Origin of the sequence: Achromobacter aegrifaciens (genome assembly GCF_902859735.1) — a bacterium.
GTDB classification, from domain to species: Bacteria; Pseudomonadota; Gammaproteobacteria; order Burkholderiales; family Burkholderiaceae_B; genus Achromobacter; species Achromobacter aegrifaciens.
On the sequence record NZ_CADIJY010000001.1, the window covers coordinates 762,658 to 778,346 of the forward strand.

Consider the following 15,689-nt stretch of genomic DNA (forward strand, 5'->3'; position numbering starts at 1 on the left):
GAGAGGCTATTAATGAAGGACATCTACGTCAAATTCGGCAACCCCGCACTCAAGGGCGAGTCGCAGGACAAGGACCATCCGGACTGGATCGAAGTCGGATCGTGGCGCCATGAAATCATCCAGCCGCGTTCGGCTACCGCCTCCACCTCCGGCGGCCACACCGCCGAGCGCACCGAGCATGGCGAGATGGTCTTCACCAAGGACCTGGACGTGGTCAGCCCGCTGCTGTATCAGCACGCTTCCGGCGGCACGACGTTCGACGAAGTGACCATCGATTTCCTGCGCGCCGACGGCGAAGGCAACCGCGTCAAGTACCTGGAAATCAAGCTCAAGTACGTGATCATCTCGCGCGTGGCGCCGGAAGTCGTCAGCGAAGGCCTGCCGCACGAATCGTTCTCGCTGAAGTACGCCGCCGTGCAGTGGAAGTACACGCAGCAGAAGGTGGGCGGCAACCAGGGCGGCAACGCCCAGGGCGCATGGAGCCTCACCAAGAACGACAAGACGTACTCGGTCTGAACCTGACCGCATGAACGGCAAAGGCCCCGGCCGGTCCGGCGCCTTTGCTCAATGAGGCCGCGATGAAGGGATTCGAACCCAGCCTGTTCGACAAGTTGTTCGACGGCGACGGGCAGACACCGCATGCGTTGCGACGCCTGTCGGTGGAAGAAATCAAGGAAACGGTCGCGCGCGACATCGAGGCCCTGCTCAACACGCGCATGGTCTTCACAGAAGACTCGCTCAAGCGCTTTCCGAACTGCCAGCGGTCCATCCTGACCTATGGCTTGTCGGATTTTTCCGGCCTGAGCCTTGCCAGTCACTACGACCGCGAGTTCATCTGCCGGTCGCTGGAGCAGGCGATCGCCCGCCATGAGCCGCGCCTGACGCATGTGCGGGTGTTGCTGCAGGTGGACAGCCGCGCGACCTCGGTGCTGTATTTCGCGATTACCGCGATGCTGGACGTAGGGCCTGCGCATGAGCCGGTCACTTTCGACGCGACGCTGCAGCCGTCGACATTGCAGTACTCGGTGAGCAAGGGCCGGGCCAAGGCCGCGGCGGCCGCCTGATAACAAACCATGCACGCGGGCGCCGGCGGCACGCCGCCGGCGAAGAAGGGAAAGATGGAAGAACTGCTGCCTTACTACGAACGCGAACTGGGCTTTCTGCGCGGTTCGTCGCGCGATTTTGCGCAGCGCTATCCCAAGATCGCCGCGCGGCTCGGGCTATCCGGTGAAACCTGCGAGGATCCGCACGTCGAGCGGATGATCGAATCGTTCGCGCTGCTGGGCGCACGCATCAACAAGAAACTGGACGACGATTATCCGGAATTCACGGAAGCGTTGTTCGAGGTCATGTACCCGCATTACCTGCGCCCGTTCCCTTCGTGCTCGGTGGCGCAGTTCGACATGGGCGGCATGGCCTCGCAGCTGACCGCGCCGGTGCGCATGGCGCGCGGCACGGAATTGAAGTCGCATCCCGTGCGCGGCGTGGCGTGCCGTTTCCGCACGGCGTACGACGTGACCCTGGCGCCGGTGAGCGTACGCCAGGCGGTGTTCGCGGCCACGGCCAATGCACCGTCTGCAGCCAGCCTGCCGGCGGGCGTGACGGGCCGGTTGTCGCTGACGCTGGCCTGCCTGGCAGAAACCCAGAATTTTTCCACCCTGGCGGTGGACCGTCTGCGCGTATACCTGCATGGCGAGCCCTCATTCGTAGCCGCGCTGCGGGACTGCCTGTTCCTGCGCACCGCCGCGGCCTATCTTGAAACACAGCCGGGCCGCTGGAACCGCATGCAGGATGTGCCGCTGGCGGAGGTGGGGCTGTCCGAGGACGAAGCCCTGATCGACTTCCCGGCCAGCTCGCATCCCGCCTACCGGCTGCTGGCGGAGTACTTCGCGTTCTCCGAGAAATTCAACTTCGTGGACATCGACCTCGCGGCGCTCAGGCGCGCGGCAGGGCCGGTGCGTGAAATCACCCTGCATCTGGCATTGAAGGGCGTGCGCGCGGATTCGAACACGGCGCGCCTGCTGGAGTCGGCCTCCGCGGACAATTTCCGGCTGGGCTGCACGCCCGTGGTCAACCTGTTCGCGCAACGCGCCGATCCCATCCGCGTCACCCATGCGCAGGCGTCCTATCCGGTGGTGGCCGACGCGCGCCGCGCCTATGGCTACGAGATCTATTCGATCGACCGCGTGCGCCAGGTGCGGCAGAACATGCAGGGCGATTCGGTGGTGGAATTCCGACCCTTCTATTCGCTGCATCATGGCGAAACGCCCGAGGGCGCCGGTCACTACTGGACGGCGCGACGCAATGCCATGGTGGCCGAGCGCAGTCCGGGCTACGAAATGGAGTTGTCCATCGTCGACATCGATTTCGATCCCTCGCTGCCGCAGACCGAGACCCTCAGCCTGGAACTGACCTGCACCAACCGTGACCTGCCCGCGCATCTGGCGGTGGGGCAGCCGGGCGGGGACCTGTTCCTGGAGGGCGGCTCGATCGCGCGTGAGATCCGCATGTTGCGCCGGCCGACGCACACGCATCGTTTCCAGCAGGGGCGGGCGGCGCACTGGCGCCTTATTTCGCATCTGGCTCTGAACCACCTGTCGCTGGTCCACAGCGGTCTGCCTGCGTTGAAAGAGACGCTGCGGCTGTATGACCTGTCGCACTCCGCGGTGGCGGCGCGCCAGATAGAAGGGCTGGTCGGCCTGGACTACAAGCCTGCCACGCACTGGATGCCCGGCGAGCCGTTCGCGACCTTCGTGCGCGGCATCGAGATCCGGCTGACGATCAACGAAGACAACTTCGTCGGCACCAGCCTGCATGCCTTCGTGGCGGTGATCAACCGCTTTTTCGGCCTATACGTGCATGCCAACAGCTTCGTGCAGCTGGTTGTGCTGTCGCGCCGCGGCGCGGAAGAAATCCTACGGTGCGCTCCATGCAACGGCGACGCGATCCTAGCGTAATCGAATCGCTGCTGGCCGAGCCGCAGCGCTTCAAGTTTTTCCAGGCCGTGCGCGTGCTGGAGTCGTGGTTCGCGCGGCAGGAAGGCAGCCGCGCGCGCAATGCCGTGCCCGCGCACCTGCGCTTCCTGAACTCGTCTTCGCTGGGCTTTCCCGCCAGCGAGATCGCCGCGCTGACAGCCTATGACAAGCAGGGCCAGGCGCTGGAAGACACCGAAGCGCGGCTGGCGGCGCTGGCAGCAGGCAACCTGGGACGAGTGGAGATCGAACCGGCCTTCTTTGGCCTGTTGGGCGCACAGGGCGCCATGCCGCTGCATTACACCGAGATCCTGAGCACGCGCGAGAGCTCGCGGCGCGACCGCGGCGCCCGCGCCTTTTTCGATATCTTCTCCAACCGGGCGGCGGCGCTGTTCTATGCGGCCTGGAAGAAGTACCGCATGCCGGTGCGGCACGAGACCGAACAGGACCACCATTACCTGCCGCTGCTGCTGGCGCTGGGCGGCATCGGCCATCCGGCGCTGCGCGACCGCCTGCAGTCGGGGCAGGGTCGGGTGTTCGACGAATCGCTGGCGCACTACGCCGCGGCCGCGCGCCAACGGCCGGTATCGGCGGCCTACCTGCAACGGGTACTGGCGGACTACTTCCAGGTGCCGCTGCGGGTGGAGCAGTTCGTCGGGCGCTGGTATCACGTGCCGCCGCAGAACCGCACGCAGCTGGGCATGCCTGGCGCGGTGCTGGGCGTGTCGGCCATGGCCGGCGACCGCATCTGGCAGCGCGACATGCGCATCCGGCTGTGGATCGGCCCCTTGTCCAAGGACGCGTTCACCGACTTCCTGCCCGGCGGCGCGCGCGCCCAGGCGCTGGAGAAACTCCTGACCATGTTCGGCGGCATGAGCTTCGAATACGAAGTGCGGCTGGTGATGGCCAAGGAAGACGTGGGCGGCAGCGTGCTGGGCGAAGGCGGCGGCGCGCGTCTGGGCTGGAACTCCTTTCTTTGCACCGAAGCGGTGGCATCGGACCGCGATGACGCCAGCTACGAATTGCACACCATACATTGAGACTAGACGACCTGGAATATGGCCACACCCTTGAAGACCCTGATTGGAAAGCTCAACCAGACCTGCCGCCAGGCGGCCGAGCGCGCCGCCAGCCTGTGCATGGCCCAGGGGCACTATGAGGTGGACCTGGAACACCTGTTTTTGGCGCTGCTGGAAAAGCCGGCCAGCGATTTCAGCATCGTGGCGCGGCGCTGCGGTATCGAGGCTTCGGTGCTGGAAGCGGACCTGAATGCCGAGATCCGCGGCTTCAAGAATGGCAACACCCGCACGCCGGTGTTTTCGCCGCATCTGCCGCGGCTGTTCGAACATGCCTGGCTGATCGCTTCGCTGGACACGCAGACCACGCGCATCCGTTCCGGCCATCTGCTGCTGGCCTTGCTGACCGAGCCCGACCTGGCCCAGTTGGCGCGCCGCGGTTCGCGCCTGTTCGAATCGTTCAGGCTGGATGAACTGAAGCACGATTTCGCCGCGCTGACGGCGGGCTCCGAAGAGGCGGGCCAGTCGGTGGCGCTGGGCGACAGTCCGGCAGCGGACGCTGCCCAGGACGGCGCGGCCCCTGCTGCCGGCCTGTCCAAGACGCCGGCGCTCGACCAATACACCGCCAACCTGACCGAGCGCGCGCGCGAAGGCAAGATCGATCCGGTGATCGGGCGCGATGCCGAAATCCGCCAGATGATCGACATCCTGACGCGTCGCCGCCAGAACAATCCCATCCTGACCGGCGAGGCCGGCGTGGGCAAGACCGCGGTGGTCGAGGGGCTGGCGCTGCGCATCGTGGCGGGCGACGTGCCGCCGGCGCTGGCGGGCGTGGCCCTGCGCACGCTGGACATGGGCCTGTTGCAGGCCGGCGCCAGCGTCAAGGGCGAATTCGAGAACCGTCTGAAGAATGTGATCGACGAGGTCAAGCAAAGCTCCACGCCCATCATCCTGTTCATCGACGAAGCCCACACCATGATAGGCGCGGGCGGGCAGGCCGGACAGAACGACGCAGCCAACCTGCTCAAGCCGGCGCTGGCGCGCGGTGAACTGCGCACCATCGCCGCCACCACCTGGAGCGAATACAAGAAGTACTTTGAGAAGGACGCCGCGCTGGCGCGCCGCTTCCAGGTCGTGAAGGTGGAAGAACCCAGCGAGGAACTGGCCGCCAGCATGCTGCGCGGCATGGCGCCGCTGATGGAGCAGCACTTCGGCGTGCGCGTGCTGGACGAGGCCATCGTGGCCGCCGCGCGTCTGTCGCACCGCTATATCAGCGGCCGCCAGCTGCCGGACAAGGCCGTCAGTGTGCTGGACACGGCCTGCGCGCGCGTGGCCTTGGGCCGCAGCGCCACGCCGGCACTGATCGATGACGCGCGCCACCGCCTGGCGCGCCTGGAGACCGAACGCGCCGCCCTGCGCCGCGAAGCCGCGGCGGGCGCGGCGCAATCCGCGCGCCTGCGCGAACTGGATCAGGAAATGGACGCCACGCGCGCCGCGTTGACGGACGCGGAAGCGCGGCTGGAGCAGGAAAGCGAGCTGGTCAGGCAGATCCACGCGCTGCGCGAGGAACTGGAAGCGGCGGGAACGGACGTGACGCCGGAGCCCGCCGGCAAGCGCCGCTCGGGCAAGGCGGCCGAACCCGTCACGCCCGGCCAGGCACAACTGGCCGAACTGCAGCAGCAACTGCGCGCCTTGCAGGGCGAGGCGCCGTTGGTGCCGGCCTTCGTGGACGCGCAGGTCATCGCCGAGATCGTGTCGGCCTGGACTGGCATTCCGCTGGGCCGTATGGTCAACGACGAAATCCGCACGGTGCTGGAACTGCAGCCCCTGCTGGCCGAACGCGTCATCGGCCAGGACCATGCCTTGCACGCCATCGCGCAGCGCGTGCGCACCGCGCGCGCCGGCCTGGAGGACCCGAACAAACCCAAGGGCGTGTTCCTCTTCATTGGCCCCTCGGGCGTGGGCAAGACCGAGACCGCGCTGGCCGTGGCCGACGTGCTGTATGGCGGCGAACGCAAGCTGGTCACCATCAACATGAGCGAGTACCAGGAAGCCCACAGCGTATCGGGCCTGAAGGGCTCGCCGCCGGGCTACGTGGGCTACGGTGAGGGCGGGGTGCTGACCGAGGCGGTGCGCCGCCAGCCCTACAGCGTGGTGCTGCTGGACGAGATCGAAAAAGCCCATCCCGACGTGCTGGAGCTGTTTTTCCAGGTGTTCGACAAGGGCGTGATGGACGACGCCGAAGGCCGCGAAATCGATTTCCGCAACACGCTCATCATCCTGACCTCCAATGTCGGGTCCTCGGCCATCATGCAGGCGTGCCTGAACAAGAGCGCGGAGGAACGGCCCGATCCCGAGGCCTTGCAGGAACTGCTGGCGCCGCAGCTGTACAAGGCCTTCAAGCCGGCCTTCCTGGGCCGCATGAAGACCATCGCCTATTACCCGGTGGACGACGACGCGCTGGCCCGCATCATCGGGCTGAAGCTCGGCCGCATCGCGCAGCGGGTCCAGGCCAATCACCGCGCCGTCTTCGAATGGGACGAGGCGCTGGTGGAGGCCGTGCTGGCGCGCTGCACCGAGGTGGATACGGGGGCGCGCAACGTCGACCACATCCTGAATGGCACGCTGTTGCCGCAAATCGCGGAACAGGTGCTGGGCCGCATGGCGCAGGGCGAGGCCATCGCCCGCATCCGCGTTACCGCCGGCAAGAACGGCGATTTCCGTTACCGCCTTGCCTGACGCCGGAGTCTGACATGCCGATGGATAATGCCGGCCTTTCCCGAATGTCGATCGCGTCGGTCGACCAGGCCAACCGTTTGCTGGACCTGCGCACGCCGCTGGGCGCCAACCGGCTCGTCGCGGAAACGCTGTCCGCCACGGAGACCCTGTCGGACGGCGCGTTCCGGCTGGAACTGACTGCGCTGTCGGACGATGCCGGCATCCCCTTGTCCGAACTGCTGGGCAAGCCGGCGACGCTGCGCCTGCAGACCGCGCTGGGCCGCGAACAGCCCCGTGTCTGGAATGGCTACATCATGGCGGCCGAGTTCCAGGGCGCCAACGGCGGGCTGGCGCGCTATGGATTGACGCTGGAGCCCTGGCTCGCGTTTCTGCGCGCGCGCCGCGACAGCTTTGCCTATCAGGACAAGACAGTCATTGAAATCGTCGACAGCATCTTCGGCGATTACAAGGACCAGGGGGGGCTGGCGCCGCAATGGCGCTGGGTGGTGAAGGACCGCGCCGCCTACCCCAAGCGCAGCCTCACCGTGCAGTATCGCGAAACCGATCATGCCTTCGTCGAGCGCCTGCTGGCCGAAGAAGGCCTGTTCTACTGGGTGGAGCATGAGGCCGGCGAAGGCGAGGGCAGCCACACGCTGATCATTGCCGACCACAACGGCGCCTTTCAGCCCGGCCCGCAGGCCAGCGTGCGCTTCGCGCGCGCCGACGTGACGGAGACCGAGGACAGCATCCAGCAATGGAGCCGGCGCGCACGCTGGCAAACCAATGCGGTGCGCATGGCCAGCTGGGACTACCGCAGCGCCCAGGCCAGGCCGGTGGCAGCCCAGGTCGATGCAGGCGGCGCGAAGGGCGCAATGGATCTGGTCGTCAACGACTATCCCGGCCAGTACGCCTACGAGGACAGCGCGCAGGGCGAACGCCTGGCGCACATCGCGCTGGCCGCGCTGCGCGTGGGCCAGGACAGCTGCGAAGGCGCGGGCACGGTGCGCACGCTGGCGCCGGGCCAGCGCTTTGAGCTGACCGGGCATTATCAGCAGGGCGGGGCCGCCTATGTGGCGATCGCCGTGCGGCACGAGGCCCGCAACAACTTCGACGAGGACCTGGGCCGCGCCGTGCGCGAGGCGCTGGGCGAGACCGGTCCGCAGGCAGCCGAGGCCGACTTCTACCGCAATACCTTTACCTGCATCGGCATCGATACGGAATTCCGCAAGGCCACGCGTGACGGGCACGGCGAACGCCTGCATCCGCGGCCCACCGTGTACGGCGCGCAGACCGCGCTGGTGGTGGGCGCCGAGGCGCCGGTGCACACCGACCGCGATCACCGCGTCAAGGTGCAGTTCCATTGGCAACGCGGCAAGGCTTCCAGCAGCCGCCTGGAGCATCCTTCGGGCGACGAGAACGCGCCGGCCAAGGACGAACTTGGCACGTGGGTGCGGGTGGCGGAGTCCGTGGCGGGCGGTGACTGGGGCGGGAACTTCGTGCCGCGCGTCGGCCAGGAAGTGCTGGTCGAGTTCCTGCACGGCGACATCGACCGCCCCGTGGTGGTGGGCGCGCTCTACAACGGCGCAGGCGCCGAGGACGCCGCGCACAACCAGGTGCAAGGCGGCGCCGCCAACGCCACCGGCAACGCGCCCGCCTGGTTCGCGGGCGGCGCCGACGGCCATGCGCACAATGTGGTGATGTCAGGCTTCAAGACACAGGCGCTTGCCAGCAGCGGGCAGGGCACTGGCGGCTACAACCAGCTGGTGCACGATGACACGCCCGGACAGGCGCGCCTGACGGCGTCGACCACGCAGGCAGAGAGCCGCTTGAACCTCGGTCATATCAAGCAGCAGCGCGACAACGAAAGACTGCAGGACCTGGGCCACGGCGCGGAACTGTCGACCCGCGAGGCCGTGGCGCTGCGCGGCGGCTCCGGGCTGCTGATCAGCGCGGACCTGCGCGGGAACGCCGAGGGTGCGTTGTTGGACAGCTCGGAAGCGGCCAAGCAGATCGAGCGGGCGGCGCGTTCAGCGGAGGAGTTGGCGCAGGCGGCAGCGCGACAGAAGGCGGTGCTGGAAGACGATCCGGAAACACTGCCGGCGCAGGATGCATTGAAGCACGTCCTGGAGGTGATCGACGCGAAGCAGGACGCGCCCGAGGGCGAGCCCGTTGCCGCCTATAGCGAACCACAGGTCCAAGTGAGCGCGCCCAGCGGCATCGGCCAATACACGCCGGCCAACGCCTTCCTGGCGGCCGGGGCGTCGTTGGCGCAGGTGGCGCCGGACGTGAACTGGGTCAGCAGCGCCAACCTGGCGGTGGGCGTGGCCGGCGGCGCGGTGTTGTTCACGCTTGGCCGCAAGGCGTCCGGCGGCAGCCCGGTGCAGGGCCAGGGGCTGCTGCTGCATGCGGCGGGCGGCAAGCTGCGCCTGCACAGTCAGGATGCCAAGATGACTCTGTCCGCGGAAAAGGCGGTGACCTTCGCGTCGGCGCAGGCCGGCGTGACGGTGCAGGCGGCCAAGCGCGTGCTGGCGACGGCCGGCGGCGCCTATGTGCGGGTGGAAGGCGGCGGCATTCAGCTCCATGCGCCGGGGAAGGTCGAGCTGAAGGCCGGCGTGCATAACTGGGTCGGCCCGGAAAGCAGCCAGGCGAACCTGGTCTTCAACGAAGCCAGCCCCTTGTGCGAAGCGCGCGTGCGCGGCGCGGCCCAGCGCGGCGGCGCCGTGGTGCCGCTGGGTTGAGGCGGGAGGAAGGCGGCATGCTCGATTACCAGGCTTTCAGCGCCCATGGCTTTGGCCTCATCCAGGACGAGCGGACGGCCGGCGTGCCGGCCTGCGTCCAGGCCGAAGCCCTGGTGCCGCCGGCGCTACGGAAAATGCCGGGACTCATGCCCCGGTTGGTGGACCTGACCGCAATGCCAGCGGCGGACAAGGCGCAGGCGCTGGCTAGCCTGAACCAGGCCTTGCTCGATGGCGAGGATCTCTGGCTGGGGCTGCTGTTGCAGTCCGATCAGCCCGCCGATGCCGTCGCCGCGCATCTGCGCTCGCGGATGATCGTCGACATCGCGGGACAGGGCCCGTGCTTTTTCCGCTTTTTTGATCCGCGCGTTTTGGTCCAGCTGCCATGGATGTTGGACCCGGCGCAGCTGGTCTGGCTTTGCGGGCCGGTGCAGCGCTTCGTGTTCCACCTGGATGGCGCATGGCGTGCGGTGGCGCGCCCCGACGCCGAGGGGGCGGCGCGTCCGAAGCTGAGCGTGGATCAGTCCTTCGCCTTGACCCAGGTGCAGGCCCTGAATGAAGTGCTGTCGGACCTGGATACGCTGGAGCCCGAAGGGCGCGTCGCCTTGGGCCAGAAGGTGATGGCGCATTTCCGCACGGCCCGCGAACTGGGCCTGGCGACCGCGCAGGAACGCAAGGCGTTTGCACGGCATGCCCTGGACGTGCACCCCGCCTTCCACCGCCACGAGCGGGTCCGCGCCTGCCTGGCAGCAATGCAGCCCGAAGATGATTACCCCTACCTTGCTGCGGTCCAGGACCTGTCCGATGAGGACTGGTCCAGCGTGCGCGCGGATATGGAACGAACTGGAGAGCCCGATGGCCGATGATGCAAAGAACTGCGGGAAGAAGCGCTCGTCGCTGGATTGCGGAGAGGATTGCCCGTTTCACCGGATCGGCCTGCCCATCATGCCGCTGCGCTACGCGGTGCTGAAGAACGACGGTGCCTTTGCGGCGCTGGACGGCGACCTGAACACGCCGCAGCTGGCAGAGCGGCCCCTGGGTGACAGCGCGCGCTATGGCGTGCGGCTGCTGCGTCCGGGCTATCTGTACGTCTACGACGAGGCGCGCTCTGAGCTGAAGGGCTACTACGTCAACGAAAACGCCACGCTGTACAACTTTGATCTCGACAAGCCGGTGCAGGACTGCGACCGGACCTTTACTTGCACGATGGACCACGAAGCCAAGGCTTCGCTGCTGACTATTCCGAACGCCAAAAAAGCGACATTCGTATGGTTGGCGTTTTCGGACGTGCAGTGGACCAAGGACGTGTGCAAGGCGCACAAGGGCAAGAAGGGCGCCGATATGCGCGAGCGGCACATGTTCAAGTTCGATGTGCAGGCCTGGCTCAGCAGCGGCAAGCACGCCAATGCCAAGAGCATCAACACCCTGAAGGATACGGCCGCGGACTACCAGGTGCATCGCAAGCGCGACCTGGATCAACATCAGAAGCAGCAGTTGCTGGGTTGGAGCACCGTCGGCTATTACGACGTGAAGGGCTGGATGGGGGAAATGATCGAGAACGCCGCGGAGGCCTTCCTGCCCGGCAAGGGCCTGATGCTGGCGCTGCCGGACAGCACCGGAATCCTGCAGGATCTCGCGCGGCTGATGCGCATACGCTTCGACGACTTCGTATCGAACAAGGAGGACCTGCGTCCCCTGACCGTGTCGAAGTCCATCGAGTCTCTTAGCGAAATCATCATGCAGTCGGCCGAGAGCGAGTTCCTGGAGCAAAGAGGCCGGGATGCCACCAACCATACGGTCTATGGGACCACGACTCCGAGTATGGGAGCCGGCCCGGGAGGGTCGGGGGCCGGGGGGCTGGCGGTAGGCCAGATGCTGGCGGACTGGCTGATGCCGGAGAACAAGAAGCAGCGCATGGCCGAGGCGGAGGACTATCGCCATCCGACCGAGGCCGAGCGCGGCAAGGTGCGCTGGGAAGCCTGGTCGAAGTACTTCGACAATTACGACGAGAACGCGCGCAGGGCATGGCAGAAGGGATTCGACGAGCGCTTGGCGCAATTCGACGCGGCGACCATCGTGCCCTTGGCGAAGGCGCACGTGGCGTGGATCACCTGCCAGAAAACGCTCGATTCGTTCGAATGCAACTACGACTCCAATAACGCGGATAGCGGTGCGGTTTACCAGACGGTTCTTGCGTTGTGCATCGACGGAACCCAGGACAAGCGCATTTGCTTCAAGCAGTATGCGGACTGGCTACAGGGGGAACCGGACGACACGCGCAACCTGTTGCTGCGCGCCATGTTCCACAACCAGGATTTCGTGGTCAAGAAGGTGGTCGAGGCGCACGAAGCGGCGCTCGACTGGAAGGCCATCCCCTGGGGCAATCTGCACGAGGCCTACAAGACCGGGCTCAAGGTGCTGAGCGAAGGTCAGATGGACAAGACCGCGCGCCTGCTGGAGCAGGTCATGGGGCCGGTTGTGCATGTGCTCAGGCTGGGCGTGGATAGCGGCATCGCGCGCAAGCTGGCGATGTACGTGGGCCTGCTGGCGCGGCAGAACGTGGCGATCGTGGAAGTCGAGGGCGGCAAGAAGGCTTTCCGCGCCGCGCTGATCCGCGAGGTACTGCGCCAGCATGGCAGCCAGGTGAGCATGCGCCAGATGGAGCAGGCGGTGGCGGACGAGCTGCGGCGGTTGGAAGTGCGCGGCGAACAGCTGGAGGGCACCGACAAGAAGCGCTGGTTCATGCTGGTGGACAGGGACGCTGCCGCCAATGTGTCAACGGACCTGCGGGCCGCCGATAGGGCCAGGGCCTTGGCGCAGACCACCATGACGGTCGAGGAATACGAAGCCCGGGAACTGTCGCGCTGGCGCACCGCGATCAACACGGACGTCCGTGTCGGCGTCGTCGGCTGCCTGTTCCAGACTGTGGCGGTGTACAAGCTCTGGAGCGACCTGGAATCGGCCATGCCTCACGAACGCAGCGACGCGAGCTGGAAGTTCGTGGTCGGCATCGCGTCGGCGGGCGGCTCGGTGGCAGACGTACTGGGCGTGGCGCTCAAGAGCCGGCAGGCCGCGGGTATGCGGCTGGGGATTGGGGTGGGACTTGAAACCACCGGTTCTCTGCTGGTGCGATGGGGCGGCCGCATAGGCGTCGTCACTGGCGTCATCATGGCCGTGTTCGATTTCAAATCTGCCGCGGACCAATTCACGATTGAAAAGAACGGCTTGATGGGCGGGCTTTACCTTGCCTCGGGTATCCTCAGCCTGGTTGTCATCGGGGCGTTCGCCCTGTCGGCCACGGTCGTGGGCCTGATCGCGGCGGTGCTCCTGATCATCGTGGCGATATTGATAGAGAAGTTCAAGGGCAACAAGATCGATGAATGGCTGAAGCGCTGTCTGTGGGGGAAACTGCAGGGACAGGCCGGGGCCGATTACTACTATGGGGTGCAGCAAGAGATGAACAGCCTGCGCGTGGCCTTGGGAGGGTCGTGATGGACTTTACGGGACTGATGTCCAGGTTCCCTAACGATCGTCCGCTTTCGGAGTTCGACCGCGAGCATCGCTTGCTGCAAAAGAAGCGTCTCGATGTGCCGCTGCTGGCGCAGCTCTGCGTCGTGAAGATGAATTCCAACAGCCTGCTGTCGGTGGATCGCTGGTATGGCTGGCGAGGCTTTATTGCACTGATCGGCGCCATAGGAATCGCCTTTGGTGTGGGTGGCATCCTGATGCTGGCCTGGATTCTGGTAGTGGGCGATCTGCCCAATGAGAACGGTCTCTGGGAAGCGATCTTCATCGGAATGGCGATGTTCGCCATGCTGGGCTTGGCTGGCGTCTGGATTGCGTGCAAGGAGATGTTCCGTTGGACCTACTATCCCATCGCGCTGGACCGCAAGCGCCGGCTGGTACACGTGTTCCGGCTGAATGGCACCGTCTTGACGGCGCCCTGGGACAAGATTTACTTCACGCTGGGCCGAGGCAAGGGCACGTTCGGCTGGCTCAACTGGGACATACGCGGCCTGATCCTGGCCGAGGACGGCGTCACGGTGCAGGACACCTTCGCCTTTTGCATCGCCACCAGCCGCGTCGAAAATGCCTATTCCCACTGGGAGTTCCTGCGCCGGTACATGGAAGAGGGTCCTCAGGCGGTGCTGGATGCGGTCCTGTACTGCATGCCCGTCGACGGCAAGCGCGAGAGTTTCGCCTTCAGCAAGGAACGCATCTTCGCCAATGATGCGCAGAGCCCTGGCCTCATGTATTTGGTCATGGTGCCCTTCAACTACCTGCATGCCATCATGCGCTGGGCGGTGATGCAGACCAGCAAGATCCCGGCGTTTCCGCCGGAGATCGAGGCCACGCTGCAACCTGAGCCGGGCGACAAGTACGTGCGCGATGCGTCGATGAATCCCGAAGACCTGCGCTAGGGGATTTCATCCGGCGGCGCGGCGGACCGGATTTGCGCTAGGATTACCCCGACCTTTCCGCCCCTCCCTGGAGCCCCCGCATGACCGACCTCAGCGCCTTTCCCATCACCAAGAAGTGGCCCGCCCGGCACCCCGACCGCATCCAGCTGTATTCGCTGCCCACGCCCAATGGCGTGAAGGTGTCGATCCTGCTGGAGGAAACCGGGCTGCCCTACGAGGTCCACCGGGTCAGCTTCGACGCCAAAGACCAGTTTTCGCTCGAATTCCTGTCGCTCAGCCCGAACAACAAGATCCCGGCCATCCTCGATCCCAATGGTCCCGAGGGCAAGCCGCTGGGCCTGTTCGAGTCGGGCGCCATCCTGATCTACCTGGCCAGCAAGGCGGGCAAGTTCCTGCCGGCGGACACGGCGGGGCGCTATGAGACCCTGCAATGGGTCATGTTCCAGATGGGCGGCATCGGCCCGATGTTCGGCCAGCTGGGCTTCTTCCACAAGTTCGCGGGCAAGGACTATGAAGACAAGCGCCCGCGCGACCGCTACGCGGAAGAATCCAAGCGCCTCTTGAACGTGCTGGACCAGCGCCTGGAAGGCCGTGACTGGGTGATGGGCGACGAGTACACCATTGCCGACATCGCTATCCTGCCCTGGGTGCGCAACCTGGTGGGTTTCTACGGCGCGGGCGAGCTGGTGGAGTTCTCGCGGTTCAAGAATGTCGCCCGGGTGCTGGAAGCCTTCGTGGCGCGTCCTGCGGTGGCCAGGGGCCTGACGATCCCCGGATAACGCCGGCGCGTACCCTGCCTCTACAATCGGCCCTGTCATCCCTTCTGGAAAGCCGGGGCCGCCCATGGAACTGCGCCAACTGCGTTACTTCGTCCGCGTCGTGGAGGCGGGCAGCATCGGCCGCGCCGCGCAGTCCATAGGCATGGTGACGTCGGCGCTCAGCCAACAGATCAGCCGGCTGGAGGGCGAGCTGTCCACGCGGCTGCTGCGGCGCAGCGCCAGCGGCGTGGAGCCCACCGACGCGGGCTTGGCGTTCTTCCGTCAGGCGCAATTGGCGTTGCGCCACGCCGACGATGCGGTACATGCCGCGCAGCAGGCCAGGCTGGCGGGCCACGTCAGCGTGGGCCTGCCTTCCACCACCGCCGCCATCCTGGGCGCGCCCTTCGTGCAAGCCATGAACGAGCGCTATCCCGACATCCGCCTGCATCTGGTTGAGGCGCTGTCGGGCCATCTGAGCGACATGCTCAATGGCCGCATGCTGGACCTGGCCATCGTGTTCCAGGCCGAATCCGCGCGCCGCTGGAGCGTGACGCCCTTGCTGGACGAGCCGCTGTTCCTGCTGGCGCGGCCGGACATGGCGGGTTTGCCTGCCGGCGAGACCACGCGCATCGAGGCCATTGCGCATCTGCCTCTGGTCCTGCCCAGTGGACGCCACGGGCTGCGGGCGCTGGTCAACAACGCGTATCAGCAGTCGGGCCGCACGCCGCTGGTGGCGGTGGAGGTGGACGGCCTGCCGGTGCTGATGGACGTGGTGCAACTGGGCCACGTGGCCACCATCCAGCCCAGTTCCGCCATGGCCCGGATCGCGCCGGGCCAGCTGCACATGGCGCGCATCGACGACGCGCACCTGTACCGCCCCAATCTGCTGGCCAGCCTGTCCGAGGACGAGCTGTCGCCCGCGGCGCTGGCCGCCCGCCTGGTGCTGGCCGACGTGTCGCGCACGCTGGCGCGCGAGGGCAAATGGCCGGTGGTGGCTCTTCACGATTCATGAAGACCTGTTGACGGCGGGCTGATATCGGCGGGCGCTGCCGCTCGCTACAGTCCGTTC

The 15,689-nt window shown here is 66.3% G+C and carries 11 protein-coding genes; all 11 read left to right on the forward strand.

Annotated features, from left to right (window positions below; genetic code table 11):
• Nucleotides 1-12 precede the first annotated feature (12 nt).
• The 11 genes from HV766_RS03505 to HV766_RS03555 all read left to right on the forward strand — a co-directional run bounded on the left by HV766_RS03505 (nucleotide 13) and on the right by HV766_RS03555 (nucleotide 15,632).
• Nucleotides 13-516, forward strand: coding sequence for an Hcp family type VI secretion system effector (locus HV766_RS03505; RefSeq protein ID WP_006395404.1), 504 nt, complete (start codon nucleotides 13-15; stop codon nucleotides 514-516).
• Nucleotides 517-578: 62 nt separating this feature from the next.
• The gene (gene tssE, locus HV766_RS03510; protein WP_054452040.1) at nucleotides 579-1,064 is read left to right on the forward strand and encodes a type VI secretion system baseplate subunit TssE; all 486 of its coding nucleotides are present in this window, start codon (nucleotides 579-581) and stop codon (nucleotides 1,062-1,064) included.
• A gap of 54 nt (nucleotides 1,065-1,118) precedes the next feature.
• Complete coding sequence (gene tssF / locus HV766_RS03515) at nucleotides 1,119-2,957, forward strand: type VI secretion system baseplate subunit TssF (protein WP_175161380.1); 1,839 nt, start codon at nucleotides 1,119-1,121, stop codon at nucleotides 2,955-2,957.
• Complete coding sequence (tssG, locus tag HV766_RS03520; RefSeq protein ID WP_175161300.1) at nucleotides 2,921-4,012, forward strand: type VI secretion system baseplate subunit TssG; 1,092 nt, start codon at nucleotides 2,921-2,923, stop codon at nucleotides 4,010-4,012. Before tssF ends, tssG begins: the two co-directional genes overlap by 37 nt.
• Before the next feature lie 18 nt (nucleotides 4,013-4,030).
• A complete protein-coding gene (gene tssH / locus HV766_RS03525) occupies nucleotides 4,031-6,727 on the forward strand; it encodes a type VI secretion system ATPase TssH (protein ID WP_175180572.1) in 2,697 nt (898 codons plus the stop codon).
• 14 nt (nucleotides 6,728-6,741) lie between these two features.
• Nucleotides 6,742-9,444: a type VI secretion system Vgr family protein gene (locus HV766_RS03530; protein ID WP_175180573.1), complete on the forward strand. Its 2,703-nt coding sequence runs from the start codon at nucleotides 6,742-6,744 to the stop codon at nucleotides 9,442-9,444.
• A 17-nt stretch (nucleotides 9,445-9,461) separates the two neighbouring features.
• On the forward strand, nucleotides 9,462-10,307 hold the full coding sequence (locus tag HV766_RS03535) for a DUF4123 domain-containing protein (protein ID WP_054452036.1): 846 nt from the start codon (nucleotides 9,462-9,464) through the stop codon (nucleotides 10,305-10,307).
• Nucleotides 10,297-12,933 carry a T6SS effector BTH_I2691 family protein gene (locus HV766_RS03540; RefSeq protein WP_054452035.1) on the forward strand — a complete coding sequence of 879 codons (2,637 nt, stop codon included), beginning with the start codon at nucleotides 10,297-10,299 and terminating at the stop codon, nucleotides 12,931-12,933. Before HV766_RS03535 ends, HV766_RS03540 begins: the two co-directional genes overlap by 11 nt.
• Before the next feature lie 17 nt (nucleotides 12,934-12,950).
• The gene (locus HV766_RS03545; protein WP_254593265.1) at nucleotides 12,951-13,862 is read left to right on the forward strand and encodes a DUF6708 domain-containing protein; all 912 of its coding nucleotides are present in this window, start codon (nucleotides 12,951-12,953) and stop codon (nucleotides 13,860-13,862) included.
• A gap of 80 nt (nucleotides 13,863-13,942) precedes the next feature.
• A complete protein-coding gene (locus HV766_RS03550) occupies nucleotides 13,943-14,641 on the forward strand; it encodes a glutathione binding-like protein (RefSeq protein ID WP_175180574.1) in 699 nt (232 codons plus the stop codon).
• Between the two features lie 64 nt (nucleotides 14,642-14,705).
• Complete coding sequence (locus tag HV766_RS03555; RefSeq protein ID WP_175180575.1) at nucleotides 14,706-15,632, forward strand: LysR family transcriptional regulator; 927 nt, start codon at nucleotides 14,706-14,708, stop codon at nucleotides 15,630-15,632.
• The last annotated feature ends 57 nt before the right edge of the window (nucleotides 15,633-15,689 follow it).